Origin of the sequence: Brevundimonas sp. (genome assembly GCF_032055285.1) — a bacterium.
Classification (GTDB): Bacteria; Pseudomonadota; Alphaproteobacteria; order Caulobacterales; family Caulobacteraceae; genus Brevundimonas.
The window spans coordinates 194,252-217,486 of the sequence record NZ_DAMBRE010000002.1 but is presented as its reverse complement, the minus strand read 5'-3'; the positions used below and the strand labels follow the sequence as shown (position 1 = coordinate 217,486).

At 70.0% G+C, this 23,235-nt stretch carries 19 protein-coding genes; 18 read left to right on the top strand and 1 reads right to left on the bottom strand.

Annotation, left to right across the window (positions count from 1 at the left end; translation table 11 throughout):
* Nucleotides 1-3: 3 nt before the first annotated feature.
* Genes RTY13_RS06545 through RTY13_RS06535 form a run of 3 tightly spaced genes read left to right on the top strand, consistent with a single transcriptional unit; the run spans nucleotide 4 to nucleotide 3,388 of the window.
* Nucleotides 4-396, top strand: coding sequence for a hypothetical protein (locus tag RTY13_RS06545; protein WP_312782030.1), 393 nt, complete (start codon nucleotides 4-6; stop codon nucleotides 394-396).
* Nucleotides 393-1,499 (top strand): toprim domain-containing protein, encoded by a 1,107-nt coding sequence (locus RTY13_RS06540; protein WP_312782028.1) that lies wholly within the window; start codon nucleotides 393-395, stop codon nucleotides 1,497-1,499. The genes RTY13_RS06545 and RTY13_RS06540 overlap by 4 nt, the downstream gene beginning before the upstream one ends.
* Nucleotides 1,496-3,388 carry a hypothetical protein gene (locus tag RTY13_RS06535; RefSeq protein ID WP_312782026.1) on the top strand — a complete coding sequence of 631 codons (1,893 nt, stop codon included), beginning with the start codon at nucleotides 1,496-1,498 and terminating at the stop codon, nucleotides 3,386-3,388. The genes RTY13_RS06540 and RTY13_RS06535 overlap by 4 nt, the downstream gene beginning before the upstream one ends.
* 71 nt (nucleotides 3,389-3,459) lie before the next feature.
* Here the strand turns inward: RTY13_RS06535 and RTY13_RS06530 are convergent, their stop codons facing one another.
* Nucleotides 3,460-3,657: a hypothetical protein gene (locus tag RTY13_RS06530; RefSeq protein WP_312782024.1), complete on the bottom strand. Its 198-nt coding sequence runs from the start codon at nucleotides 3,655-3,657 to the stop codon at nucleotides 3,460-3,462.
* Between the two features lie 338 nt (nucleotides 3,658-3,995).
* On the opposite strand from RTY13_RS06530, the gene RTY13_RS06525 reads away from it, so the two are divergent.
* The 15 genes from RTY13_RS06525 (at nucleotide 3,996) to RTY13_RS06455 (ending at nucleotide 23,210) form a co-directional block, all read left to right on the top strand.
* Nucleotides 3,996-4,622: a hypothetical protein gene (locus RTY13_RS06525; protein ID WP_312782022.1), complete on the top strand. Its 627-nt coding sequence runs from the start codon at nucleotides 3,996-3,998 to the stop codon at nucleotides 4,620-4,622.
* A gap of 246 nt (nucleotides 4,623-4,868) precedes the next feature.
* On the top strand, nucleotides 4,869-6,389 hold the full coding sequence (locus RTY13_RS06520; RefSeq protein ID WP_312782020.1) for a hypothetical protein: 1,521 nt from the start codon (nucleotides 4,869-4,871) through the stop codon (nucleotides 6,387-6,389).
* Between the two features lie 10 nt (nucleotides 6,390-6,399).
* On the top strand, nucleotides 6,400-6,585 hold the full coding sequence (locus RTY13_RS06515) for a hypothetical protein (protein ID WP_312782018.1): 186 nt from the start codon (nucleotides 6,400-6,402) through the stop codon (nucleotides 6,583-6,585).
* 3 nt (nucleotides 6,586-6,588) lie between these two features.
* On the top strand, nucleotides 6,589-8,274 hold the full coding sequence (locus tag RTY13_RS06510) for a portal protein (RefSeq protein WP_312782016.1): 1,686 nt from the start codon (nucleotides 6,589-6,591) through the stop codon (nucleotides 8,272-8,274).
* Entirely contained in the window at nucleotides 8,271-8,657 is a 387-nt protein-coding gene (locus RTY13_RS06505) for a hypothetical protein (RefSeq protein ID WP_312782015.1), read from the top strand. The genes RTY13_RS06510 and RTY13_RS06505 overlap by 4 nt, the downstream gene beginning before the upstream one ends.
* On the top strand, nucleotides 8,575-9,531 hold the full coding sequence (locus RTY13_RS06500; protein WP_312782014.1) for a hypothetical protein: 957 nt from the start codon (nucleotides 8,575-8,577) through the stop codon (nucleotides 9,529-9,531). The genes RTY13_RS06505 and RTY13_RS06500 overlap by 83 nt, the downstream gene beginning before the upstream one ends.
* Nucleotides 9,532-9,779: 248 nt before the next feature.
* Nucleotides 9,780-10,721 (top strand): phage capsid protein, encoded by a 942-nt coding sequence (locus RTY13_RS06495; RefSeq protein WP_312782013.1) that lies wholly within the window; start codon nucleotides 9,780-9,782, stop codon nucleotides 10,719-10,721.
* Between the two features lie 66 nt (nucleotides 10,722-10,787).
* Nucleotides 10,788-11,255 (top strand): hypothetical protein, encoded by a 468-nt coding sequence (locus RTY13_RS06490; protein ID WP_312782011.1) that lies wholly within the window; start codon nucleotides 10,788-10,790, stop codon nucleotides 11,253-11,255.
* Nucleotides 11,256-11,405: 150 nt separating this feature from the next.
* On the top strand, nucleotides 11,406-12,023 hold the full coding sequence (locus RTY13_RS06485) for a hypothetical protein (RefSeq protein WP_312782009.1): 618 nt from the start codon (nucleotides 11,406-11,408) through the stop codon (nucleotides 12,021-12,023).
* Between the two features lie 43 nt (nucleotides 12,024-12,066).
* Nucleotides 12,067-14,238, top strand: a complete 2,172-nt coding sequence (locus RTY13_RS06480) for a hypothetical protein (protein ID WP_312782008.1) — start codon at nucleotides 12,067-12,069, stop codon at nucleotides 14,236-14,238.
* Nucleotides 14,235-14,672 carry a hypothetical protein gene (locus tag RTY13_RS06475; RefSeq protein WP_312782006.1) on the top strand — a complete coding sequence of 146 codons (438 nt, stop codon included), beginning with the start codon at nucleotides 14,235-14,237 and terminating at the stop codon, nucleotides 14,670-14,672. Before RTY13_RS06480 ends, RTY13_RS06475 begins: the two co-directional genes overlap by 4 nt.
* A complete protein-coding gene (locus RTY13_RS06470) occupies nucleotides 14,673-15,182 on the top strand; it encodes a hypothetical protein (protein ID WP_312782004.1) in 510 nt (169 codons plus the stop codon).
* Complete coding sequence (locus RTY13_RS06465) at nucleotides 15,179-18,010, top strand: hypothetical protein (RefSeq protein WP_312782003.1); 2,832 nt, start codon at nucleotides 15,179-15,181, stop codon at nucleotides 18,008-18,010. The genes RTY13_RS06470 and RTY13_RS06465 overlap by 4 nt, the downstream gene beginning before the upstream one ends.
* Nucleotides 18,007-20,547, top strand: a complete 2,541-nt coding sequence (locus RTY13_RS06460; RefSeq protein ID WP_312782002.1) for a hypothetical protein — start codon at nucleotides 18,007-18,009, stop codon at nucleotides 20,545-20,547. The genes RTY13_RS06465 and RTY13_RS06460 overlap by 4 nt, the downstream gene beginning before the upstream one ends.
* Nucleotides 20,544-23,210, top strand: a complete 2,667-nt coding sequence (locus RTY13_RS06455) for a hypothetical protein (RefSeq protein WP_312782001.1) — start codon at nucleotides 20,544-20,546, stop codon at nucleotides 23,208-23,210. Before RTY13_RS06460 ends, RTY13_RS06455 begins: the two co-directional genes overlap by 4 nt.
* The last annotated feature ends 25 nt before the right edge of the window (nucleotides 23,211-23,235 follow it).

Sequence of the window (23,235 nt, the reverse complement as noted above, 5' to 3'; positions counted from 1 at the left end):
GCCATGGTGCCGAGATCATCGGAAAACGAGGCGGCGCGGACGGCCTGGCTGTTGGCGGCCGACCTGGCCGAGGAGGCGTCGCAGGGGGCGGTGTTCCTGCGGATCTATGACACGCCGGGCAAGGTCGGACGGGGGTCGGACGCGCGCACGGCGCTGGCGCGCAAGGTGGCCTGTTACCTGGCGGTGACGGTGGCGGATTGCCAGCCGGCGGCGCTGGCGCGGGCGGCGAACCTGAACCGCAAGACGGTGCACAGCCATCTGCAGGACGTCGAGGACATGCGCGACGAACCGGGGATGGACCGGCTGCTGGACGATCTGCGCGAGCGGATGATCCGGCGGGCGTGCAGCCTGGTGATGGCCAGCCTGGGCGGGGTGGAAATGGGGGTGGCGGCGTGAGGCGTGAGCGTCAGCCGCTGCCCCATGACGAACAGGTGGTGAAGGCCGCGCTGCAGGCGCGGATCGAGGGCGTCTGTCTGCAGCTGGGGTTCAGGGAGTTGCCGCGTCAGGGGGTGATCACGCCGTTGAACCCGCGCCGCAAGGACCGGCGGCCGGGGTCGTTCGTCATCTGGATCGCGCGGTCGGCCGGGTCGTGGAAGGATTACGCCACCAATGAGAAGGGGGATGTGTTCGGCCTGATCCAGTATGTCGAGCGGCTGGACCGGTGGATCGACGCCTATTGGTGGTCGCTGAACTTCCTCGGCTGGGGGCGGCATGAGGTCCGCACGGCGGACCAGGTGAAGCAGGACCGCGAGGACGCCGAGCGCGAGCGCCGGGCGGCGCTGGCACGGGAGAAGGCGGATCAGGCGGCCAAGGCGGCGCGGCAGCGGGCCTTCTGGCTGAACGAGTGCGCACCGGACTGGTCAGCCCCGTCGCCGGTCTGGACCTATTTGACCGAGGCGCGAGGCTTGCCGTTGGAACGGATGGATCACCTGCCGGGCGCCATCCGCTGGCGGCCCGAGGTCGAGCATTTCGACAAGGCGACCGGCGAGGTGACCGAGTGGCCGTGCATGACCACGGCCATGTCGGGACCGGACGGGGCGGTGACGGCGGTTCACTATACCTGGCTGAGGCCGGACGGGTCGGACAAGGCGCCGGTCGAGAAGCCGAAGAAGATGCGCGGCGTGGCCAAGGGCGCGGCGATCCGCCTGAGCAAGGGCGAGACGGGCCTGACGCCGGAAGAGGCGGCGCGCCGGGGCGTGACGGGACCGCTGATCATCACCGAAGGGATCGAGGACGCCTTGACGGCGGCGCTGGCGCGGCCGTCCGACCGGTGCTGGGCGGCGGGGTCGCTGAGCCTGCTGGGCGAACTGGCGTGGCCGAAATGCGCATCGTCCGTGGTGCTGGTGGCGGACAACGACTGGCTGAAGCCTGCGGCCATATCCGCCTTTGAGGCGGTCGAGGCGAAATGGAAGGCGATGGCCGAGGGCCGTCCGCTGAAGGTGGTCCGGGCCGACGTCGGCAAGGACCTGAACGATTGGGCGCGAGGGGCGACAGCGTGAGTAATGATCCTTTCGACGCCATCGGCGCGGCGCTGGCGCCGGCGGAGCCGTCGTCAGACGACTGGCAGATGATGGACCTGCGCGAGCGGTCGCGGCTGGACCCCTTGCCCGACACGCCGTTGGAGGTGAACGGCGAGGACATTGAGCCGGGGGCGTGGGGCGGGCTGGCCGACAAGTGGACGGGCCTGCCGCCGCTGTGTCCCGTGGTGCCGTTGGGGCGGACCAAGGGCATGAGCCATTTCCTGGACGCCATGGGCGATCTGGCCGAGTTGAAGGACAGCAGCAGCGGCAAGGGACCGATCGGCGGCCTGTTCGCCGGGCGGTCGCGGTATCTGGAATGGGCGTGGCCCCGGTTTTCCAAGCCGTCCAAGGCCAACCCGCGCGGGCGGGTAGTCGGCTGGGAGGCGGACAATGCGCGTCAGGCCCTGGTGGACGCCTGTGCGTTTTCCGGCGCCTATGATCCCGACCTGATGCATGGGCGGGGGGCGTGGCGCGACGATCGCGGCGGCCTGACCTATCACGCCGGCGACCGGGTGTTCGTCGACGGGGCGTGGAAGACGCCGGGGCGGCATGAGGGCTGGGTCTATCCCACCCGGCCGCGCATCGGGGCGCCGTGGCCGACCGAGGTGAAGGACGGCCGCCATGGGCCGTTCGAGCAGTTGAAAGATGTGCTGGAAACGTGGAACTGGCGTCGCAAAGAGGTTGATCCGCACCTGCTGGCGGGGTGGGCCTGTATGGCGATGATCGCGGGGGCGCTGGATTGGCGGGCCATGGTGTTCATCACGGCCGAGAAGGGATCGGGCAAGTCCACGCTGTTGCAGTTGCTGAAATACGTGTTCGGGCGCGGGTTGCTGAAGACCGGCAATACGACGGGGGCTTACCTCTATCAAAAGCTGGCGCATGACTGCATTCCCGTGGTGATCGACGAACTGGAAGCCCAGCCGTCGAACGGCGGGGCGTCGGCGCAGAAGGTGATCGAGCTGATCCGCATGGCGTCGTCGGGCGACAAGGTCGGGCGGGGGTCCAGCGAAGGCCAGGCCAAGGAGTTCGAGTGCCGGTCGGCCTTCGTTTGCACGTCCATCAACATCCCGGCGATGCGCGGCCAGGACCAGAGCCGGTTCGCGATCCTGAACCTGGACCAGTTCGCCGAGGCCGAGGCCGATCCCAAGATCCCGTGGGACACCATGGAGACGATCGGCCGGCAGTTGCTGCGGCGGATGCTGGACGGGTTTCCGCGCTATCAGAAGACGCTGGTGACGTTCAAGGAGGCCCTGATCAAGCAGGGCGGGCATGACGCGCGGGGTGCGGAGCAGTTCGGGGCCTTGCTGGCCGCCGCGCACATCGCCGAGCATGACGCCGCCCCGACCCCGGAGCAGCTGAGCCTGTGGGCGGTGCGGTTGAAGGCGTCGCAGATGAGCGAGACGGCGAACAAGACCGAGGACTGGCGCGAGTGCCTGAACCACCTGTGCGACGTCATCCCCGAGGGGCTGAAGAACAAGAGCCACAAGCTGCCGACCCTGGGGATGCGGCTGGCGGCGTTCCGCAAGGACTGCGCGTCAGGGCCGCCGCTGGACGAGCTGCGGGACATCTGCACCATGATGGGGCTGGGGCTGTCCTTCCCCAAGGGGGTGCTGCCGACGTGGGAGAATGCGCGGCTGTTCATTCCCGGATCGCACCCCGAGACGCGCAAGCAGTTCATCGGCACCACCTGGGAGGGCGTGGCCGGCGCGACCGGCGTCTGGGCCACCACCCTGCAGCGGGCGCCGCAGGACATGATCTGGACCGGCGCCAGCGGGGCAGGGTTGGACAAGAAGCGCTGGGGCCTGTTCGTGGGGCTGGCGAAGGCCTTCCCCGATCTGGACGAGGATGAAACGCGGGAGGCGGCCTAGGCGCGCCCCGTTCTGCCTGCCGAGGCCGCCTTGGCGGCCGCCAATCGCAAATGAGACGGCCTCGCCAGCGATCAGCTGGCGGGGCTGGCGGCGACGCCGACCAGGCGTCGCTCCGCTTGAACGTCGTCGCCCATGGCGACGGCGGGCGTGATGTGGCCGCGCAGCGCCCGCAGGGCGCGGTGCGCGCGGACTGCCGCCTCTCTGCCCTGACCCTGACCCTGACCCCAGACGCCGGACGCCGGATAGAGCCGCGCCTGACGCTGTTCCACAGCCTCTTACCCTCACCCCCACCCCTCCCGCCGATAACATGCATGGGGCGCGGGGGAGCCTCGCGGCGGGGTCCGGGGGACATTCCACCGCCTTCCATCCTTCATTCCATCGAAAGTTGAATAGCGTCAGCGACTTGCCGCGCGTGGAAGCGTGGAATGCGTGGAATGTGCCTTGGGCCTCATACGCGTAGAGAAAGCGGCTGATCTCTCGCGCAATGTGAAGAACCCCACATTCCATACATTCCATCATTCCACCTTACCCAAGGCCCTGAAAATCCGCCGATAATCATGGAATGCGCCGTGGAAGGCGTGGAAGGCGAATAAAAAAGGGGCGTTTAATGACAGGCGGGACCGACCTTCTGGGCGGCGTTCCGGCTGCACCTCGCAAGAGGGGGCGGCCGCCGGGCTCGACCAACAAGCGGGCGGCGGACCTGGCGGGCTGGATCAAGGTCCAGACCGGATCGACGGCGGCGATGCAGTCGGCCCAGCTGTGCCTGGTCACCGTCAAGGAGCTGAAGGCGGCGGGCGGCGACCACGCCAAGGCGGTGCTGGCGAAGGCGGCCCAGCACGTGGCGGCCTATGAGGCCGAGGCGGCGCGGCTGGACCAGGGCGTGCGGGACCTGATCCGGCAGGAGCTGCGGCTGCTGCTGGACGAGACCGAGGAGGCCAAGGCCAAGGACGTGCTGCGCCTGGTCGGGCAGGCCGTGGATCGGCTGAAGGTCCACGCGGGCCGCCTGCCGTTGCGCGCGGCGGTCGAGGCCATCGCCGAGGAGCGCCGGGCGCTCATGCCCTACACCGATCAGCGTCAGCCTCAGGTGGTCCACGCCAAGGGCGAAGGCTTCGCGCCGGCGGTGGTGATCATGGGCGCAGTCGGATCGGCCCCAATTGAGCAAAATCAAGGGGTTATCGAAGCGCCCGCGTTCAAGGTCTTACCGTCAGGGTCTCACAACGACCAAGAAGCCTAGGGATTTCAAGCGGCTGTCGCCGTGGTCCCGCTGATGAAATATCAGCGGCGCGGCTGGCCGGTTTCCCCCTGGACCGCGCCAGACCCCCCAGGGGGGTCAGACCCCCCACCCCCCTTTCGAGGCCGGGGCCTCTCACTCAGGGGGGCCGACACCGACACGCATTGCATGTCTGGCCGATCTTATACCCCGCAAGTGGGTAGCGGCGAAACTCACTGGACCGGCTCAGGGTCGGGGTGAGGGGATGGCATGAGCCTGGACACGACGCAGAACGCCTTCGGTTGGACCCAGGCGGGTCCGGTAGCGGGGGCCTATGGCGACGGTCGGGGGCCGATCGTCGTCTGCGTGGGGCCGACTGGTGGGGGAAAGACGACGGAAAGCGCCCGTCGAACTGTCCGCATTGCTCTATGGCAGCACCCTAGCCCGCGCGACGGGATACGCAAGGCCCGGATCGTCGTTCTGGCGCCGACCTATCGCAAGCTCTGGGACCAGGTGATCCCCAGCTACAAGAAGGTCATCACCTGGTGGAAGCCGGGCTGGAAGGGCGGCACCGGCGAGCCCGCTGAACACATCTATGACTTCGAGTATCGGGACCCGCTGACCGGGAACGCGTTCAAGTGCCATGTCGAGGTGCTGTTCAGGGCACCGGGGGACGGCGATCTGGAGGAGTTCTTCCGGGGGCTTGAGGCCACGGCCTTCTGGTTCCCGGAAATGGACACCCATGAGACCGAGGACATGCTGTCGCTGGCGTCCAACCGCGTGGGACGTTACCCCGAGCCCGACGACCGGCCTGACGACCCCAACCTGCCGACCGCCTATGCCGGGATCTACGGCGACGCCAACGCCCCGCGCATCGGGTCGTGGTTCCATACGCGCTTCTTCCTGAAGCGTCGGCCGTCCGACAGCCTGTATCTGCAGCCGCCCGGCTTCGACGAGGGATCGCCGGACGGTTTCCACCCGCAGGCCGAGAACCAGGTGAACCTGCGCAAGATCAGCCGGACCTATTACCGCGACCGCGCAGCGACGCATGAGGAACACGACGTCGAGCGCCTGTTGAAGAACCGGCCGGGCTACAGCCGTCACGGCAAGCCGGTGCATCCGCTGTTCAACGCCCTGACCATGGCGTCGGCGGAGGGGTTCGAGCCTGATCCGCACCTGCCGGTGGTCATCGGCATGGACGCCGGGTCGAACACCCTGCGCCACGCGGCGGTCTTCCTGCAGCGGACCTGGGGCGGCCAGACGCGTTGTCTGGGTGAGTTCGCGCCCGATGAGCAGACCGACATCGTTGAGGCCTCGGCGGCCATCAAGGCTATCGCCGAGACGCGGTTCGCGGCCTGCAGCAGCTTTGAAATCGTGGTCGATCCGGCGGCGCGGGGGCAGTCAGCGGCGAAGCGGGGCATCAGCTGGGTGCAGATGATCCAGCAGATGACGGGGTTTCCGGTTCGGCCCGCGCCGTCGAACGATCCGTCGCTGCGGCGCGGCGCGGTGGACCAGCTGCTGAAGAAACAGGCCGCGCCAGGCGTGCCGGCCTTCATGATCTCGGCCCCGCATTGCCCGAAATACATGGCCGCCATGTCCGGTGAGTATCGTTTCAAGCGCAGCGGCGACAAGGTGTCCGAAATCCCCGACAAGGGGCCGGCCAGCCACGTGGCCGAGGCGGGGCATTACGGCGCCATGGGCCTGAACGGCTGCGGGCCGCTGGGGGGCGATAACTCCGCCCGCTCGGGATGGGCGGAAGATGCTGACATGGCGGCGATCCTGCCGGACTGAGCCGGAAATCATGTTCAGACGACCCAAGATCGAGAGCGCGGGGCCGATGCCGGACCCGTCGGACACGGCGAACCGCGCCAATAGCGAGCGACGCGGGCGTCTGCTGAGCGGTGGTCGTCAGTCCACCCTGCTGGCCCAGGCGATGGAACGGTCGTCGTCGGCGCCCTCGGCCACACTGACCGGGATCAACCGATAGCCGATGATCACGACCGATCCCGTCAAGCTGGTCGGCCGGCGCTTCGACGAGATGAAGGCGCAGCGGCTGACGCGTGAGCCCGAATGGCAGGCCATCGCCGACCATTTCACGCCGCGCAAGGATTTCAGCTGCGCCGGGCGTCCCGGCGAACTGCGCAAGCGGCGTCTGACGACATCGACGCCCGCCGTGGCCCTGCGCAACTCTGCCGCCATGCTGGTCAGCTACCTGATCGACCCGACCCAGCCCTTCATCCAGCCCAACGCCGAGGGTTCGATGGTCGCGGCGGGGCGTCTGGCGCGGATGGGCGCCGAGGCCAGCGACTTCCTGGACAACATGGGCTGGGGCATCTTCGACCGGATGATGCGGCCCAAGTCGGGCTTCCTGACCAGCGCGGCGCGCCTGTCGATCGAGCTTTGGGCCTTCGGCACGGGCATCCAGTGGATCGGCCACAAGCGCGGTTTCGGCCCCATCTACCTGACAAGGCCCCTGCGCAGCAGCTGGATCGCCTCGAACGGCGACGGGATCGTGGACACGGTCTATTACGAGTTCACCATGCCCCTGTGGCGGGTGTTCGAGACCTTCCCCGACGCGCGATATGTCGACAAGTGGCGGGCCAAGGCCGACGACGAAACCAAGCTGAACGAGCCCATCACCATCCTGCACGCGGTCGAGCCGCGCCGGAACGGGCAGAAGGGCGGGCCGAAGGAGCGCAAGCCCTTCTCGGAGCGCTATCTGTGCCTTGAGGAGCGGGTCGTGCTGCAGGAGGGCGGCTATGACAGCTTCCCCTATGCGGTGCCGCGCCTGGAGGTCGAGGACGGGTCGGATTACGGCACGGGGCGGTGCTGGTATGCCCTGCCGGACGCCATCGGCCTGTCGGTGCTGCAGCAGGGCGTGGAAAACGCGGTGGATCTGAAGGTCTCGCCGCCGACGATGATGCCGCGCCGCATGTTCGGCAAGCCGCTGGACCGCCGGCCGGGGGCGACCAACCTCTATGACAGCGGTCAGTTGGGTTTCATGGCCGCGCGCGAGGCCTTCCAGACGCTGGACATCGCCGGGGACATCGGGGTCGGCCTGACCTATCACGACAAACTGGCCCAGAACGTCGAGAGCGCCATGCTGGTCGACTGGATGCGGCTGCGCGAGACCGGCAACGTCACGGCCGAAGAGATCGTCGAGCGCCGCAACCTGCGCGTCGGCATCATGAGCGCCCACGTTCCCGGCATTGACCGCGACTGGATGGGCGTGGTGGCGGACCGGTCGGCTGAAATCATGATGGCCGAGGGCGACCTTGGCGATCCGCCGTCCGAGCTGTCGGGCGCGCGGGTCGATTGGGACTATGCCGGGCCTCTGGCGCGGGCGCAGCGCCAGCGCCAGGCCGAGGCCTTCGACCGGATGTTCCAGCGCGCCATGACGGCGCGCGAACTGGACCCGTCCGCGCCCTTCGTCCTGAACGTCATGGAGGGGCTGCGCGCCTGCGCCGAGGCGGAGGGCTTGCCGATCGGCACCCTGCGCCCGCGCGGCGAGGTCGCGGCCATGGTCGAGGAACAGCAGGCGCAGGCCGAGCAGGCGGCGCAGATGGAACAGATGCAGCAGGGCGCCACGGCCCTGCGCGACGGCGCTCAGGGCATGGCCAGTCTGGCCGGGGCCATGGGCGGCGGCGATGAAGCCGAGATGGCGGCCGCCGCATGAGCCAGGCCTATGTCTTTGTCGATCACGCGCGGCTGGTCACGGACCTGAAGGCCGAGGACGGCCGGGCGGTGGCCTGGGCCTATGCCCAGGTCTTCAGTTCGCAGGTCGGGCGCCTGGTCCTGACGCATCAGCTGGCGGAAGCCGGCGTCGGCTCGCCGCGCGGGCCGGGCATGTCGGCTGAGGACAGCCGCTATCACGACGGCAGGGCGGATCACGCCCTGACGCTTCTCAACCTGGCGGGCTTCGGCGCCATGAGCGCCGCTCATGCCGTGGCCGCCGATGTTCTGGAAGGACAGGACCATGACGGACACGACGGGCGCGACCACGACGGGGGCGGAAGCGGCGGCTGGGGCGGTTCAGACCCCGACCCCCGGTTCGACTGAGGGCGGGGCGAAGACGCCAGCGGCGGGTGTCGAGGGCAAGGGCGGTAAGGCCCAGGCCCCGGCAGGCGCTGGCGCGGACGCCGGGGCGGGCGGAGAGGGTGCGGCGGCCCCCTGGTATGACGGCTTGCCCGACGACCTGAAGGGGCAGGGGCATGTGACGCGCCACGCCACGGTCGAGGACGCGGTGCGCGCCCTGATCGGGGCCGAGAAGCGGCTCGGCGTGCCGGCCGACCAGCTGATCCGCAAGCCGACGAAGGACGAGGAGTTCGCGGACGTCTATCGCGCCCTGGGCGCCCCGGAGAAGCCCGAGGATTACGGCCTCGGCCTGCCTGACAACGCCACCGATGACGACAAGGCTCTGGCGCAGCGCTTCGCCCAGACCATGTTCGACAAGGGGCCGTTCCCGCCGCAGATGGTCAAGGCCGCCGTCGAGTTCATCAATGGCGAGACGTTGAGCGCCGATGCGGCGCTGAAGGCGGAGGCGGAGGCCCGTCAGGCCGAGGGCGTCGCCCTGCTGAAGGCCGAGCTGGGACAGGCCTATGATCCCGACATGAAGGCGGTCGGCAAGCTGCTGACCGACCTGGGCGGCGAGGAACTGGCGGCCGAACTGAACGCCTCGGAAGCGGGCGACAATCCGCGGCTGATGCTGGCCCTGCACAAGGTGGTCGAGCGTCTGGGCGAGAGCGGCGGGGTTCACGGCCAGGGCACCGGCTCGGGCGCGCAGGGCGGGATCACGCCGGGGCAGGCCAAGGCGGCGCGCCTGAACCTGGAGAATGATCCGGTCAAGGGCGCGGCCCTGCGCGACAACAGCCATCCGATGCACCAGTCGGTCATGGACGAGCGCCGCAAGCTGCTGGAAGCCGAGCAGGGTTGACGGCGCGCGCAAATCAGGTCTTCGAATAAGTCTTCCGGTTCGGGGCTGTCCGGTCAAACAGCCCCATCTCTTCCACGGCACGGCGCCCTCGACACGAGGAACGGGCACGGGGGGACGCCGGCGGGCGTAAAGCGAAGGTTCGCGTCCGGCCTCGAAGCCGGGGGTCGCTGCCGATCATGAAACGGGCCTGAGCCCGATCCCCATTGATCGACGCCACGCGTGTGCGTGGCCGTGCAGCGAGACGAACCATGACCCAGATGTCGAACGACTCCAATGCCGTGCTGGCCCGCTATGTGCCGGGCTTCAAGGCCAACCTGGCGCTGTCGCCGCAACAGACCCGCACCCACCTGCTGGACGCCGTGGACGCGGACATGAACTATTCGGAGCCCGGCGAGGGCTTCAACCTGGACGACATGGGCGAGAGCGAGCCCGAGGACGTGGCCACCCGCGTGGCCGACACGCCCGACAAGCACATCGAGGGCCGCCGCCGCGTCGCCAACTTCACCGAGTTCCAGGACAGCGCCTGGCTGGACAATGTGGACAAGGCCAAGCTGCTGGAAGACCCGACCAACACCAAGATGGCGGCCCTGATGGCCGGCCGCTGGCGCAAGGTGGACACCAAGATCATCGAGGCGGGCCTGGGCCTGACGTTCGAGAAGGACGCCGCGACCGGCGCCCTGCTGCCGGTCAGCCTGCCCGCGTCCCAGATCGTTGCGGCCAACAGCGTCAAGCGTGCGCACGATGATGAGACGGTTCCGTCCGACAACTCTGACTATGGAATGTCGATTGGCAAGCTGATCGAAGCCAATGCTTTGCTGGATGAAAGTGAGCTGGAAGGTGATCGTTTCGTTGTTTTGACGTCGGATGAAATCGCGAGCCTGTTGCAGCGGACCCCGACCACGAACGCCAACTACGCGGAGATCAAGGCGCTCCATTCGGGGAGCATCGACCACCTGCTCGGTTTTAAGGTCAAGCGCCTGTCGAAGAAGCGCATCCCCATCATCGGCGGCAACCGTCGCCTGATGGCCTGGGTGAAGGGGGCCATCGCCTATCGCGGTCGCCCGGTCACCAACGCCCGCATCTCGATCCGCAACGACAAGTCGGACACGCCGCAGGCCTTCTACAAGACGAGCCACGCCGCCGGCCGTCGCTACGACGAGGCCGTGGTCGAGATCCAGGCCAAGATCTGAGGCTGAACCGGCCGGGGCGCGACGCCTCGGCCGACCCTTCCATCCTTCATTCAGGGAGCCATCGAGATGGCGAAACTTTTCGGAACTCTGGTCGGCGCAGCCTATGCCGGGGGCGCGGTCGCCAAGGCCACCAGCTCGGCCCATGAGCGCGGCACGGACCACATCCTGCGGCGTGACCGCATCGAACTGACGGCCGCGCCGGTCAACGACCAGGTGTCGCTGCTGGTCGTGCCGTCCAACACGGTGCTGGACCCGCTGGAATGCGCCGTCCACTACGACGCCCTGGGCGCCAGCGTGACGCTGAACGCCGGGATCGCCGGTTCGGACGCGGCCCTGTTCTCGGCCCATGCGGCCTCGAGCGCCGGCAATGTCAGCCTGTTCAAGAGCGTGGACATCGCCAACTGGTTCAAGCCTTTGTGGCAGGTGCTGGGCCTGGCGGCCGATCCGGGCGGCAACATCGAACTGCTGCTGACCATCAAGGGCGCCGCCGCGACCGGCACGGTCGTCTGGTCGCTCAAAGGTCAGTCGCGATAAGCCTTCAGGCCGCCGTTCTCCGCATTGCTCGATGCTGGCGGCCTGATCGCGGCCCGGCGGGTGGTCCTTCCCCTGCCGGGCCGTTTTTTATTTTTGTGGCCTACCGCGCCTCGCGCTGCTTGAGGCCAGGGACTATCCGGGACTGAGGCGATGGCGACCAAGCTGAACATCATCAATCTGGCCTTTGCGCATCTGGGCGAGCCGCTGGTGCGGGATCTGGCGGGCGATCCGCCCCTGCCGAGCGTGGTCAAGGCCCTGGCGCAATGGGATCAGGCTCTGGAGACGGCCCTGGCCATGGCGCCGTGGCTGTGCGCCACGATCAGCCCGAGGCTGGACGCCGACCTGTCGTCGGCCGCCGAGGCGGCGCAGGACTGGCGCTATCGCTGGCGTTTCACCTGCCCGGCGGGAACGATCAAGATATGGAGCGTGGCGGGCGACTTCGCCTGGCAGGCGGGGGTGGTGGTCGGCGCGGACGGCGATGTGCGCCGGGTGATCCGGGCCGATCATCCCGGCCCGCTGATGGCCGACCTGATCGTCAGGCGGCCGGTCGAGGCGCTGACGCCCCTGCTGGCCGACGCCCTGGCGTGGGAGCTGGCGTCGCGGCTGGCGGGGCCGATCCAGTCGAACGAGGACAAGGCCCAGTGGGCGGCCAAGCAGGCGGAGAAGGCCTATGTCCTGGCGTCGTCGACCGAGGCGACGGAGATCGGCGGGCAGGAGCCGGTCATTCCCATGGGGCCGCTGGCGGCGGCGCGGCTGAGCGCGCCCTGAGGCGGGATTATCCACCTGACAGCCGGGGCCGTGATGATGCGTCATGGCCAAGTCCGACAACTTCGTGAACGCCTTCACCGCCGGGGAGATCGGCGAGGAGGCGTGGGAACGTTCTGACCTGCAGCAGCACGCCAAGGGCTGCGAGGAGGCGTTCAACCTGATCGGCCTGGTGACGGGGCCGCTGGCCAGCCGGGGCGGCTTCTGGGACCGGGGGGCGACGACGGCGCCGGCGACGGCCGCGCGCATGGTGGCCTTCATCCGGGCGGCGGACGACGCCCTGTTCATCGAGTTCGGCGACGAGACGGCGCGGGTCTGGACCACCTCGGGCGACCTGATCCAGTCGGGCGGACTGCCCTATGGGTTCGACACGCCCTGGACGGGGGCGCAGGCGTTCCGGCTGTGGTTCAAGCAGCAGGGCGACGTTCTGTATGTGACGGACATGGACGGCGGGCCGACGCGGGTGATCAAGCGTCTGGCGGACGACGACTGGGAGGTCGGCCTGTTCGAGTTTCGCGACGGGCCATGGCTGACGGAAAACCAGAATGAGGCGGTCACCCTGACGGCGACGGGCCTGACCGGACTGGTCACGCTGGACGCCAGCCTCAGCGTGTTCCAGTCCGAGGACGTCGGGTCGCTGATCCGTATTCGCGAGGGCGACGGCAATCCCGGCCTGCAGACCTGGACGTCCAAGGAAGACTATGTGGGCGGCCAGCAGGTTCAGTATGACGGCCGGGTCTATCAGCGCGAGCATTTCGGCGAGGACACGGCGGGGACGACGCCCCCGGTGCATCAGTCAGGCACCCTGAGCGACGGGGCGGTGAAGTGGACCTATCTGCATGACGGGGCGGGGGTCGTGCGCATCGACAGCTTCGTCAACGCCCAGCAGGTGCATGGCACGGTGCTGCGGCGCCTGCCGACGGACCTGGCGACGCGCTATTGGGCCAAGCAGGCCTATTCCGCCGCGCAGGGGTTTCCGCGCGCCCTGATCGAGGAGCGGGAGGAGCGTCTGGCCTTTGCGTCGAGCCTGGAACGTCGTGGGACGGTGGACCTGACCCGGACCGCCGGGTGGCGGCCGGACTGGGGCGACTTCAAGCCGGGACTGGGAACCGGGCGGGTGGTGGATGATGACGCGATCCGGCTGGACGTGGGCGGGACCTCGCGGGTGGTGTGGTTGCTGTCGGCCAGTGTTCTGGTCGCGGGATGCACGGACGGGGAATATGTGCTGTCGGGGGCGCAGCAGGACGAGCCGATGACGCCGAAGGTGCGGCGTGCGCCGCCGGTCTCGGCCTTCGGCAACGCCGATGTGGCGCCCTTGCTGGTCGAGGGACCGCCGCCGGCCATCCTGCATGTCCTGCGCAGTCGCAAGGTTTTGCGCGAGACCAAGATCGCGCCGGACCTGAGCGTCGAGAGCCGCAATCTGTCGATCCTGGCGGAACACATCTTCGGGCGGGGCGTGGCCGAGCTGGCGCATCAGCAGTCGCACAACCTGGTGTGGCTGAGGCTGGACGACGGCGGTCTGGCGGTCATGGTCTATGACATGGAGCAGCAGGTGGTGGGGACGACGCGTCAGCCCCTGCCGGGCGGGTTCCGGGTCGAGAGCCTGGCCTGCGCGCCGTCGCCGAGCGGCATGGATGTGGTGATGGCGACGGTCGTCCGGGAAAAGGACGGGGCGCCGCAAAGGCGCGTCTGGCGTCTGGCGGACCGTAGCGAGGGCGTCTTCGTCGACGCCGCCGCCGCCTATGACGGGCCGCCGGTGGATGCGGTGTCCGGGCTGGCGCACCTGAACGGCGAGACGGTGGCGGTTGTCGCCGACGGGGCGCGGGTCAAGGATCGGACGGTCGTGGGCGGGGTGGTGGATCTGCCCTTCGCCGCGTCGAAGGTCACCGTGGGCCTGCCGATGCGCCGCCGGTTCAAGACCCTGCCTCTGGACCTGCAGGGGGCGGGATCGACCAATGGCCGGACCATCCTGCCGACCCATGCGACGGTGACGCTGGATGCGGTCGAAGCCTTTGTCGGCAGCGATGCGGACGACGGCGCGGCGCGGGTCCAGTCGCGCAAGCCGGATGACCTGACGCGGCCGGGGCGGCGACGGGTCAAGCAAAGGGTGGCGCTGGGCGGCGGGGCGGACCGCGACCGGCGGGTCGTGATCGAGGCCACCGCGCCGTTTGATCTGGTCATCTGTTCCTATCGCCTGGAAGCCGAGGTGACGAAGTGAGCGCCGTGTGGGCCAGTCCCTGCGGGCGGTTCTGGCTGGACGTCTATCGTTCGGGGGATGAGGCGCGGTTTGCGCCGCGCGCGGACATGGCCGAGGCCTGGACGGCCGAGGGGCGGCGCCTGCCCGAGGGGCCGAAGTGGACCCTGTGCGACAAGCGCCAGCTGAGGGTCCTGGGGATCGGCGGGCTGGAAGCGGAGGGGGCGGCGGCGAGCCTGGGGTGGTTCCTGTCGGCCGATCTGAGCGCCCGCCAGTGGCTGGCGGCGCTGGACGCCGTGCGGGACCGGCTGGCCTGGGCGCAGCGGCACGCCGTGCGTCGGGTGCATGTGCTGACGGCGGGCGATCGACCCGGCGCGGCGAGAATGATGGGTCGGGTCGGGTTCCGCCTGACCGGCCAGGAAGGCGGGGACGCCGTGATGACGCGGGAGTTGCACTAGATGGCGGGATCAAGCGGGGGCGGTAGCAGCGGCGGTGGGGGCGGCGGCTCGGCGGCGATCGCCGCCGTCGGCAATATCGTGGCGGGGTTCGGCGCGTTTCAGGCCAGCCGGGCGCAGGCGGCGGCGCTGAAGGCGGCGGCCAGGCAGGCGCGGCGCAGCGCCAGCATGGAGGCCCAGATGGCGACCGACGAGGCCGAGCGCGCGGGCGCGGCGGCGGCGGTGCGCGGCGCGGCCAGCGGCGGCGGGTTCGAGGGATCGTTCGACGGGGTGCTGCAGGACCTGGAACAGACGGGCCTGTTCAATGCGCGGTCGGCCATATGGTCGGGGAATGTCGAGGCGGCGAACCGGCTGTATGAGGCCAAGGTGGCCAAGCAGGAGGGCAATTTCGCCCTGCTGTCGTCGGTGTTGCAGGCCTCGTCCAGCATCGCCGGAAGCCGGATGAACCAGGCGGAGCAGTCCAAGCAGCGCGACTATCGCCGCAAGCTCTACGTGTCGGGAGCCGGTCGATGATCCTGCCCGAGATCCAGAAGCGCCCGCAGCGGGCCGAGCGTCCCTCGATGGCGACGGTGCGTCCGACCGACCTTGGCCTGGGCGCGGTCGCGCGCGACGTGGCCGAATGGGAGGGCGAGGTGCAGCAGACGCAGCTGCTGGAAGAGGAGGTCCAGAAGCTCGAGGACGACAAGGCGATCGAGCCCCTGTTCAACGCCCTGACCGAGACCTTTGAGCCGGCCTTCAGCGAGGCGGGGGCGTCGTGGGACGGGGTCAGTCCCGGCTTTGCGCGCGGGGTGACGGGGGCGCTGGACGCCGCCGCCGATCCCCTGATGGGGCGCGAGGACCTGCCGCCGGGGCAGAGAGACGCCCTGACGCGGCGGATCGGGCAATACAAGCAGGCCACGGCGCAGCGGGCGATCCAGTTCCAGGCGCAGCGGCGCGGCCAGGTGGCGGCCGAGCAGCAGGCGGCGCGCCAGACGGCGGCGGTCGGCGGGGTCATGGGGCAATACATGACCCAGATGGCCGAGCGGCGGGCGGCGATCGACAACGCCTATGACGGTTCGACCGGGGATTACGTCGAGCAGGTGATGGCGGCGCACGCCGAGGTGGCCGCCAAGGTGTTCGAGGGGGTTCCCGCGGCCCTGCAGCCGCGCGTGCAACAGCAGATGGAACAGCAGCGCATGGCCCTGATGGGGCAGGCGCTGGATGTGGGGGTGCGCAGCGAGCAGGCCTATCTGACCAGTCAGTCGCGGGCCATCGGCGACCAGTTGATCAATGCGGTGCAGACCGCGCCGTCCATGCTGGACGATGCCTTGACGCAGGCGACGGCAGCGGTGGCGGGCCTGCCCGCCGGGGCGCGCGGGGCGGCCTTGTCGGGGCTGCAGGACGGGCTGATCGAAGGCGCTCTGGGCGCGCTGATCCGCGACGGCAAACAGGATGCGGCGCTGCAGCGCCTGAACAGCGGCGAGTTCGACACAAGGCTGAAACCGGAGACCAAGGCGCGGCTGCTGAACCAGGCGCAGCAAAAGAGCGAGGCGCTGGACGTCAACGACTGGATGGCGCGGCTGACGCTGAACGAGCAGATCCGGGACGATCTGGCCAGCACGGCGGCGACGGGCGTGGGCGTCGGTGTGGACCTCGCCACGGTGGCGGCCGTTCTGGGGCCGCGCGAGGCGGCGGAATACCAGATTGCGCTGAACCAGGCGAAGGAGGCGCACCAGGCGGTGTCGGGATACGCCGCCATGACGCCCGCCGAGATCCGGGCGCAGATCGAGAGCCTGAAACCCGAGCCGGGGCAGGCGGGGTTCGCCGAGGCGCAGGGGCGATATGAGGCGGCCAGCCGGGCGGCCGAGGCGGAGATCAAGGCGCGAACGGAGGACCCTGCCGCCTGGGCCGTGCGCAATGCGCCGCACCTGGCCGGCTCGCTGTCGGCCCTGGGATCAGGGGATGCGGCGGCGGCGCGGCGTCAGGCCGGGGCCTATGGCCTGGCGCAGATCGAGTTGCAGAAGGCGGCGGGGCTTCCCCTGGCTGAACAGAGGCTGTTGCCCAAGGCGACGGCCAGCGCCCTGGTCGCGGCGGCGCAGAACAACCCGGACCGGACCCAGGGCCTGATCGGCCTGGGCCAGGTGGTTCAGGCCTTCGCCCCGCCGCCCGGCGCCAGCGGCGAAACCATCGCTGGGGCGATGCATCGCCAGACCATGATCCTGAACGAGTTGCAGAAGGCGGGGGCGGACAACGGCGACCTGGCGGCGGCGCTGGACCTGGCCGGCGATCCGGTGCGGATGGGGCGGTATGCGGCCGCCACAAGAACCGGGGCGCTGGAAGGCATGGAACGGAAGGATCGCGTCGCGCTGGAAGCCGCGACCGACGCGGCCCTGGCCCCCTATCTTCGGTCGTTTGCGGGGATGTCGCCGGGGACGGTGCTGACCGGCGGCCGGCGGGCGATGGCGCATCGGCTGGCGGCGGACGCCCTGGCGCGCGGCGGTTCGGTGCGCGAGGCGGCGGCGGAGGGCGCGGCGGTGCTGACCGAGCGCTACGCCTATGTTGGCCAGAACGGCTGGCGGATGCCGAAGGCCATGGCCGAACGCAGGAGCGACGGGCCGGGGCGGGAGGCCGTGCAGACCCTGGTCCAGCGTGGGGCGGGACGACTGCTGGCCAGCCTGACCGCCAATGATGGGGCGGGCTTCTATGCGCCGGCGGACAGCGGCGGGCGCGGCCTGACCGAGGCGCAGAGACGCGAGCGCTACGCCGACGCGGTGGCCCTGCGCGGACGATGGATGACGACGCCCGACGATCAGGGGCTGGTGCTGATGCAGCCGACGCTGGACGGGCGCTGGACGGCGGCGCTGGACCGCAGCGGGCGGCCGATCCAGCAGACCTGGGCGCAGCTGCAGGATACGGGGCGGCCTCGCCGTCCGGGCGGGGAGAGCGTGACCAGCGGGCGGAACCCGCGCGGCATCCGCAACCACAACCCCGGCAATATCGAGTTCAGGGACAATATCCGTTGGCAGGGGCAGAAGGGGCATGACGGCCGCTTCGTGACCTTCGAGACGCCCGAGCATGGATTGCGCGCCCTGTCGCGAGACCTGGGGACCAAGATGGCGCGGGGCCTTACCTCGGTGCAGGCGATCCTGACCGAGTATGCGCCGGACAGCGAGAACGACACCCGCGCCTATGTCGCCGCCGTATCGCGCGCCCTGGGCGTGTCGCCGACCGCGCGGCTGGACCCGTCAGACGTGCGTGTGCGCGCCGGGCTGATGTCCGCCATCATCCGTCATGAGAACGGGGTGCATCCCTATTCGCCCGCCATGGTGGCCGAGGCCGCGCGTCAGGGGATGAGGCGATGAGCGACACCGCATATACCCCGCAAGTGCCCATCGACCCCGGCATGTATGCGGCCCAGGCCGACCGCGAGCGGGTGGACCGGGAGGCGCCCTTCATGGAGGCGTCGCGCGGGCTGGCCCTGTCGGAGGCGTTCAGCGACGCGCAACTGACGGAGCGGCTGGGCGGCTGGCTGGACGCCGACGGTCAGAGGGCCTTCGACCGTCAACGCCAGCGCGTGTTCGGCGCAGACGTGGGCGCGCCCCTGTCGGCCGAGGAGGCGACCGAAAGGTTCGGCGTCGAGGGGCGGTTGAAGTTCGACCAGCCGATCAGCGAGGCCATGGCGGCCTGGCGGCAGACGATCCATCAGCGCGAGGCCTTCCGCGACGAGGTGATCAGCAACGCCGAGGTGGGGGCGCTGGAACTGATGGGGGCGGGGATCGCCGGGTCGATCCTGGACCCGGCGGGCCTGCCTTTGTGGCTGGTTCCCGAACTGGCGACGGGGCGGGCGCTGAGGGGCGCGGCGACGGCGTCGCGGCTGGCGCGGATGGGGTCCGTGTCGCGCGGTGCGCTGACGGGCGGTCTGGAAGGGATCGCCGGCGGCCTGGCCTTTGAGGGGGCGAACCTGTGGCTGCACCATGAGGCGGCGACGGATTACGACCTGGGGGACGCGGCGGCCAATGTGGTGTTCGGCGGCCTGCTGGGGGCGGCGATCGGCGGCACCGGGGGCTGGTGGGAAGGGCGGACGCGGGGGCGCGCGCCTGTCGTGGTCGAGCAGCTGAGCGACAACGGACGGGCCGGGGCCTTCGCCGAGGCTCTGGACGCCGTGGTCGAGGACCGTCCGGTCAACCTGGCCCCCATGCTGGCCCAGGAGGCGCGCCTGCGCGAGGCGGGGCGCCTGCCGGTCGAGCAGGCCGCGCAGATGGCCGACACGGCGGCGATGGAGGGCGGGGTCGCGATGCGGGGCGTCGATGACCGGTTCGGTGCGACGGCGGTGACGCCGCGCGGGCGCGAGGTGCCGGTGCGCTTCGCCCTGGTCGAGGCCGAGGATCTGATCACCAGCCACGACGACGACCTGTTCCGCAATGTGGACTATCCCGAGGTGCTGCAGCCGCGCCAACGCGACCGGGCGGGGGCGCAGGCGCGCAACCGGATGCTGGAAGCCGAGCTGAACCCGCGCCGCCTGATCAGCGAGGCGGGGGCCGAGACCGGGGCGCCGATCATCAGCGCCGACGGGGTGGTGGAAAGCGGCAATGGGCGGACCATAGCCCTGAGACGTTCGGCCCGCAGCGGCTCGCCCGCCTTCGTCCGCTATCGGGCCGAGCTGGAAGCGCGCGGCCTGGACGTGTCCGGGATGGAGGCTCCGGTTCTGGTGCGGGTGCGCCAGGAGGCGCTGTCGGGCGAGGATCGGGTGCGGCTGACGCGCGAGATGAACGCCGAGGCGACCGAGGCCTATTCGCCGTCCGAGCGGGCCAGCGCCGACGCCGAGGCCCTGGACGACGCCCTGATGGACATGATCGAGGGGTCGGACCTGAACGGCGCGGCCAATCGCCGTTTCGTGCGCGGCTTCCTGGAAAGGGTGGCGGGGGATGACCTGAACCGGATGACGACCGGGGACGGGCGGTTGTCGGAGGCGGGGCTGGACCGCATCAGCGCGGCCCTGACAGCGCGGGCCTATGGCGACCGGGCGTTGGTCGAGGCCCTGTTCGAGGCGACCGACAACAACATCAAGGCCATCGGGCGGGCGCTGGCGGCGGCGGCGCCCGAATGGGCGGCCATGCGGGCGGGGATCGCGCGCGGGGAGGTTCCGGCTGAACTGGACCCGACCGAGGCCCTGACGGCGGCGGTCGCCTTCGTGCGGCATGTGCGCCAGCGCGGGGCCAATCTGGCCGAGACCATGGACCTGACCATCGGTCAGTTCGACGCCTTCAACGGGGCGGCGATGACGCCCGAGACGGAAGGCTTTGTGCGCAGCTTCTTCCGCACCTCGGCCGAAGGGGCTACATTGTGGCGGTCGCCCCGGTCGGCGGCGAGCCTGGCTGACGGCCTGCGCTGGATGGCCGGGGAGATCAGGAAGGCCGATCCCGGTCCCAATCTGTTCGGAGAGGTCGCCGATGCCGCGACAGGACGACAGCTTCTCGACGGCCTTGGCCGCTGGTTCGCCCGAACCGGCGACGACGGACCGCCGCCCGGCCTTGACTTCGGCCCTGAACCCGGAAGCAGCGGGGCGGCTTCGCCGTCAGGCGCTGGCGGGGATGTTCGACCGGATGGCGGGGATGACGGGCGGGTCGTCGGGGGACAAAATTCTCGCGACGAAGCTGCGCGCGATCTAGGCGAAACCGCCAAGCCGAAGGTCGCCAAAGGCCAGAAGCCAGCCCCGCCCAAGGGCGACCCCTATGCCGATCCCGAGGTCGCCGCCCTGCGCGCCGACACGGAGGCCGCCCTGCTGCGCGCCGGGGTGGACCCAGCAGAACTTATGACCGGGGGCGGCGCAGCGCAGGACCCTGAGACCATAGCCGACGCCGTTGCGGCGGGGGCCTTTTGTCTGAAGGGTGGCGTATGACCGACCGTTGCCGTGGGACTGTGCGGGGCGTCGTCGGCGACGCCTGGTCCGATGAAGAGATAGACGATGTGCTGGCGCGGCTGCAGCGGGCTAAGGACCGCGCCCGCAAGGCCGATCCCCTGCTGCACAACGACGCCGCCTTTGACGCCGCCGCGCGCGAGATCACCCGCGACGAGGTGACGGCGGCCCTGATGGAGAAGCGGCTGCAGGTCTTTGCGGCGCGGGCGCGCGAGACGCGGGCGGTGCGGCTGGCGGCCCTGCCGGGGGACGAGGCGGACAGGCTGCGGGCCTATGACATCGGCACGGAGCGTCAGGGCGAATGGGCTGGGGCCAGCGTCGAGGCCGAGGGGCGGGCGCGGTCCATCGCCCTGTGGTCGATGGTCGAGAAGGGGTTGAGCGACGATCCGGTTCTGCGCAGTCGGCTGGTGTCCAACATCCGCGGCCGATCCGATCCCGAGTTCGAGCGGATGGTGGCGCGCGAGATGGCGCGGCTGAACGGGGCGGACATTCCCGCCACGGGCGACGCGGGGGCGGTCAAGGCGGCCCGACTGTTCGTCGAGGCCCTGGAAGCCGGGCGGCGGATGCAGAACGCCGAGGGGGCGTGGATCGGCAAGATCACCGGCTATATCGGGCGTCAGAGCCATGACCGGCTGAGGGTGGCGGGCGGCTTCTGGCGCGAGCTGAAGGCGGCGGGGTTGCGCGGGGCGGTGACCGACTGGCCCGCCGCGCGGCTGGCGGCCAGCCGCCGGGCGTTTCGCGAATGGCGCGACTTCATCAGGCCCCTGCTGGACGAGGCGACGTTCGAGGGGGTGGAATGGGACCCGACGCAGGCGCGCGAGCTGAAGGCGGCGGGCCTGATCGACGACATCTACGACAATTCGGAGGTCTTCCTCTATCGCGTCTGGTCCGACATCGTGACCGGGCGTCATGAGGTGCTGGAAGGCATGTCGGACCTGGGTGAGTTCCGCCCGCCCGCCGGCAAGGCGCGCAGCGTGTCCAAGTCGCGGGTGCTGCAGTTCAACGGGCCGGACGCCTGGATGGATTACGCCGAGCGGTTCAGCCAGGGCGGGCTTTACGGCGCCCTGATGGGGGATCTGGACCGGGCAGCCAAGAACAGCGCCCTGATGGCGCGATGGGGGCCGAGCCCCGAGGCGGCGCGGGCGGCCGAGATCGAGCGGCTGAGCCAGGCAGCGTTGGCGCGCGGCGACACAGGCGCGGTCGGCAAGCTGCACAACCGGATGCGGCAGGCCGAGTTCGAGGCCCTGAACGGGGCGGGCAGCGCGCCCGAGAACCTGAGGCTGGCGGCGGTGGCGCGGACGATCCGCCTGATGGAGGTCCTGTCCAAGCTGGGCGGGGTGGTGCTGTCGGCCCTGTCGGACGGGTCGCTGGCGGCGCAGCGGATGAAGCGGGCGGGCGGGACCTATCTGGACGGCTATCAGGCCATGCTGAAGGGCGTGACCCGGATGCAGGGCGAGCAGGGCAGGGCCGTGGCCGATGCGCTGGACGTCGGGGCGCGCGGCGCGGCGGCGCACCTGACGACGCGGTTTGCGGCGTCCGACGGACCCATGGGCTGGGCCAGCTATGCGCAGAGGCTGTTCTATCGGGTCAATGGCCTGGAAGCCTGGATGGACGGGGCGCGTTCGGGCCTGGCGGAAATGCTGGCCAGCATCTGGGGGCGACAGAGCGACCGGGCCTGGTCGGCGCTGGAAGTCGGGACGCAGGAGGATTTTCAAAGGTTCGGCCTGGGCGCGCCGGAATGGGAGCTGTTGCGGCGCCATGCGGCGGACGGCGGAGACGGGCGTCGGTATCTGACGTTTGACGCCGTGGATGCAGTGGATGACGCCGACCTTCTGGCCTGGTCCGGCTGGGTCGAGGGGCAGGGGCCGCGCGAGGCGGCGGCGACGGCGGCGCGCGATGATCTGCGCCTGAGGTTCCAGACCCTGACCGCCAGCGTGCTGGACGACGCCCTGACCGAGCCGCGCGCGCGCGAGACCGTCAGCCTGACGCGCGGGCTGAAGCCGGGGACGGTGGCGGGGGAGGCGTTTCGCTTCTTCACGCAGTTCTTGTCGTTCGGTCAGACGGTGATCGGGCGGCATATGGCGCCGGCCGCGCGCGGTTATGCCGGGCAGTCGCCGGTCGCCTTGATGGCGCACCTGATCGTGGCCTCCACGGCCATGGGCTATCTGTCGTTGCAGATGAAGCAGTTGGTGAAGGGGCGCACGCCCCGGTCGCTGGAAAACGAGGAGGGCGAGAGCCTGGCGGGGTCGCTGTTCATCGCCAGCCTGCTGCAGGGCGGGGGGCTGGGCCTCTATGGCGACTTCCTGTTCGGGGAAGCGAACCGCAACGGCCTGCCCGCCACCCTGTCCAGCTTCGCCGGGCCGGCGGTGTCCGACGCGGAGCGCCTGTTCGCCATCGTCAACAAGGCGGTGTGGGGCGACGAGGACCAGAAGGCGGACGCGGGCGGTGATGCGGTCAAGTTCGCCATCACCTCGGCGCCGGGGGCCAACCTCTTCTACACGCGCTGGGCGCTGGACTACGCCGTCATGTGGCGGATGCAGGAGCAGATGAGCCCCGGCTATCTGGAGCGCTATGAGAAGCGGGTGCGCGACCGTGAGGGCTCGGACTTCCTGATCGATCCGTCCGAGGCCGTGACCGGGCGCTAGGCCCGCCGCGACTTATCCACCCCCA

Coding starts and splice junctions, on each gene's coding strand:
- RTY13_RS06460 (WP_312782002.1), top strand. CDS start 18,007: ATGAGCGACACCGCATATACCCCGCAAGTGCCCATCGACCCCGGCATG.
- RTY13_RS06545 (WP_312782030.1), top strand. CDS start 4: ATGGTGCCGAGATCATCGGAAAACGAGGCGGCGCGGACGGCCTGGCTG.
- RTY13_RS06500 (WP_312782014.1), top strand. CDS start 8,575: ATGACGGACACGACGGGCGCGACCACGACGGGGGCGGAAGCGGCGGCT.
- RTY13_RS06465 (WP_312782003.1), top strand. CDS start 15,179: ATGATCCTGCCCGAGATCCAGAAGCGCCCGCAGCGGGCCGAGCGTCCC.
- RTY13_RS06525 (WP_312782022.1), top strand. CDS start 3,996: ATGACAGGCGGGACCGACCTTCTGGGCGGCGTTCCGGCTGCACCTCGC.
- RTY13_RS06510 (WP_312782016.1), top strand. CDS start 6,589: ATGATCACGACCGATCCCGTCAAGCTGGTCGGCCGGCGCTTCGACGAG.
- RTY13_RS06480 (WP_312782008.1), top strand. CDS start 12,067: ATGGCCAAGTCCGACAACTTCGTGAACGCCTTCACCGCCGGGGAGATC.
- RTY13_RS06495 (WP_312782013.1), top strand. CDS start 9,780: ATGACCCAGATGTCGAACGACTCCAATGCCGTGCTGGCCCGCTATGTG.
- RTY13_RS06515 (WP_312782018.1), top strand. CDS start 6,400: ATGTTCAGACGACCCAAGATCGAGAGCGCGGGGCCGATGCCGGACCCG.
- RTY13_RS06485 (WP_312782009.1), top strand. CDS start 11,406: ATGGCGACCAAGCTGAACATCATCAATCTGGCCTTTGCGCATCTGGGC.
- RTY13_RS06490 (WP_312782011.1), top strand. CDS start 10,788: ATGGCGAAACTTTTCGGAACTCTGGTCGGCGCAGCCTATGCCGGGGGC.
- RTY13_RS06470 (WP_312782004.1), top strand. CDS start 14,673: ATGGCGGGATCAAGCGGGGGCGGTAGCAGCGGCGGTGGGGGCGGCGGC.
- RTY13_RS06455 (WP_312782001.1), top strand. CDS start 20,544: ATGACCGACCGTTGCCGTGGGACTGTGCGGGGCGTCGTCGGCGACGCC.
- RTY13_RS06520 (WP_312782020.1), top strand. CDS start 4,869: ATGAGCCTGGACACGACGCAGAACGCCTTCGGTTGGACCCAGGCGGGT.
- RTY13_RS06505 (WP_312782015.1), top strand. CDS start 8,271: ATGAGCCAGGCCTATGTCTTTGTCGATCACGCGCGGCTGGTCACGGAC.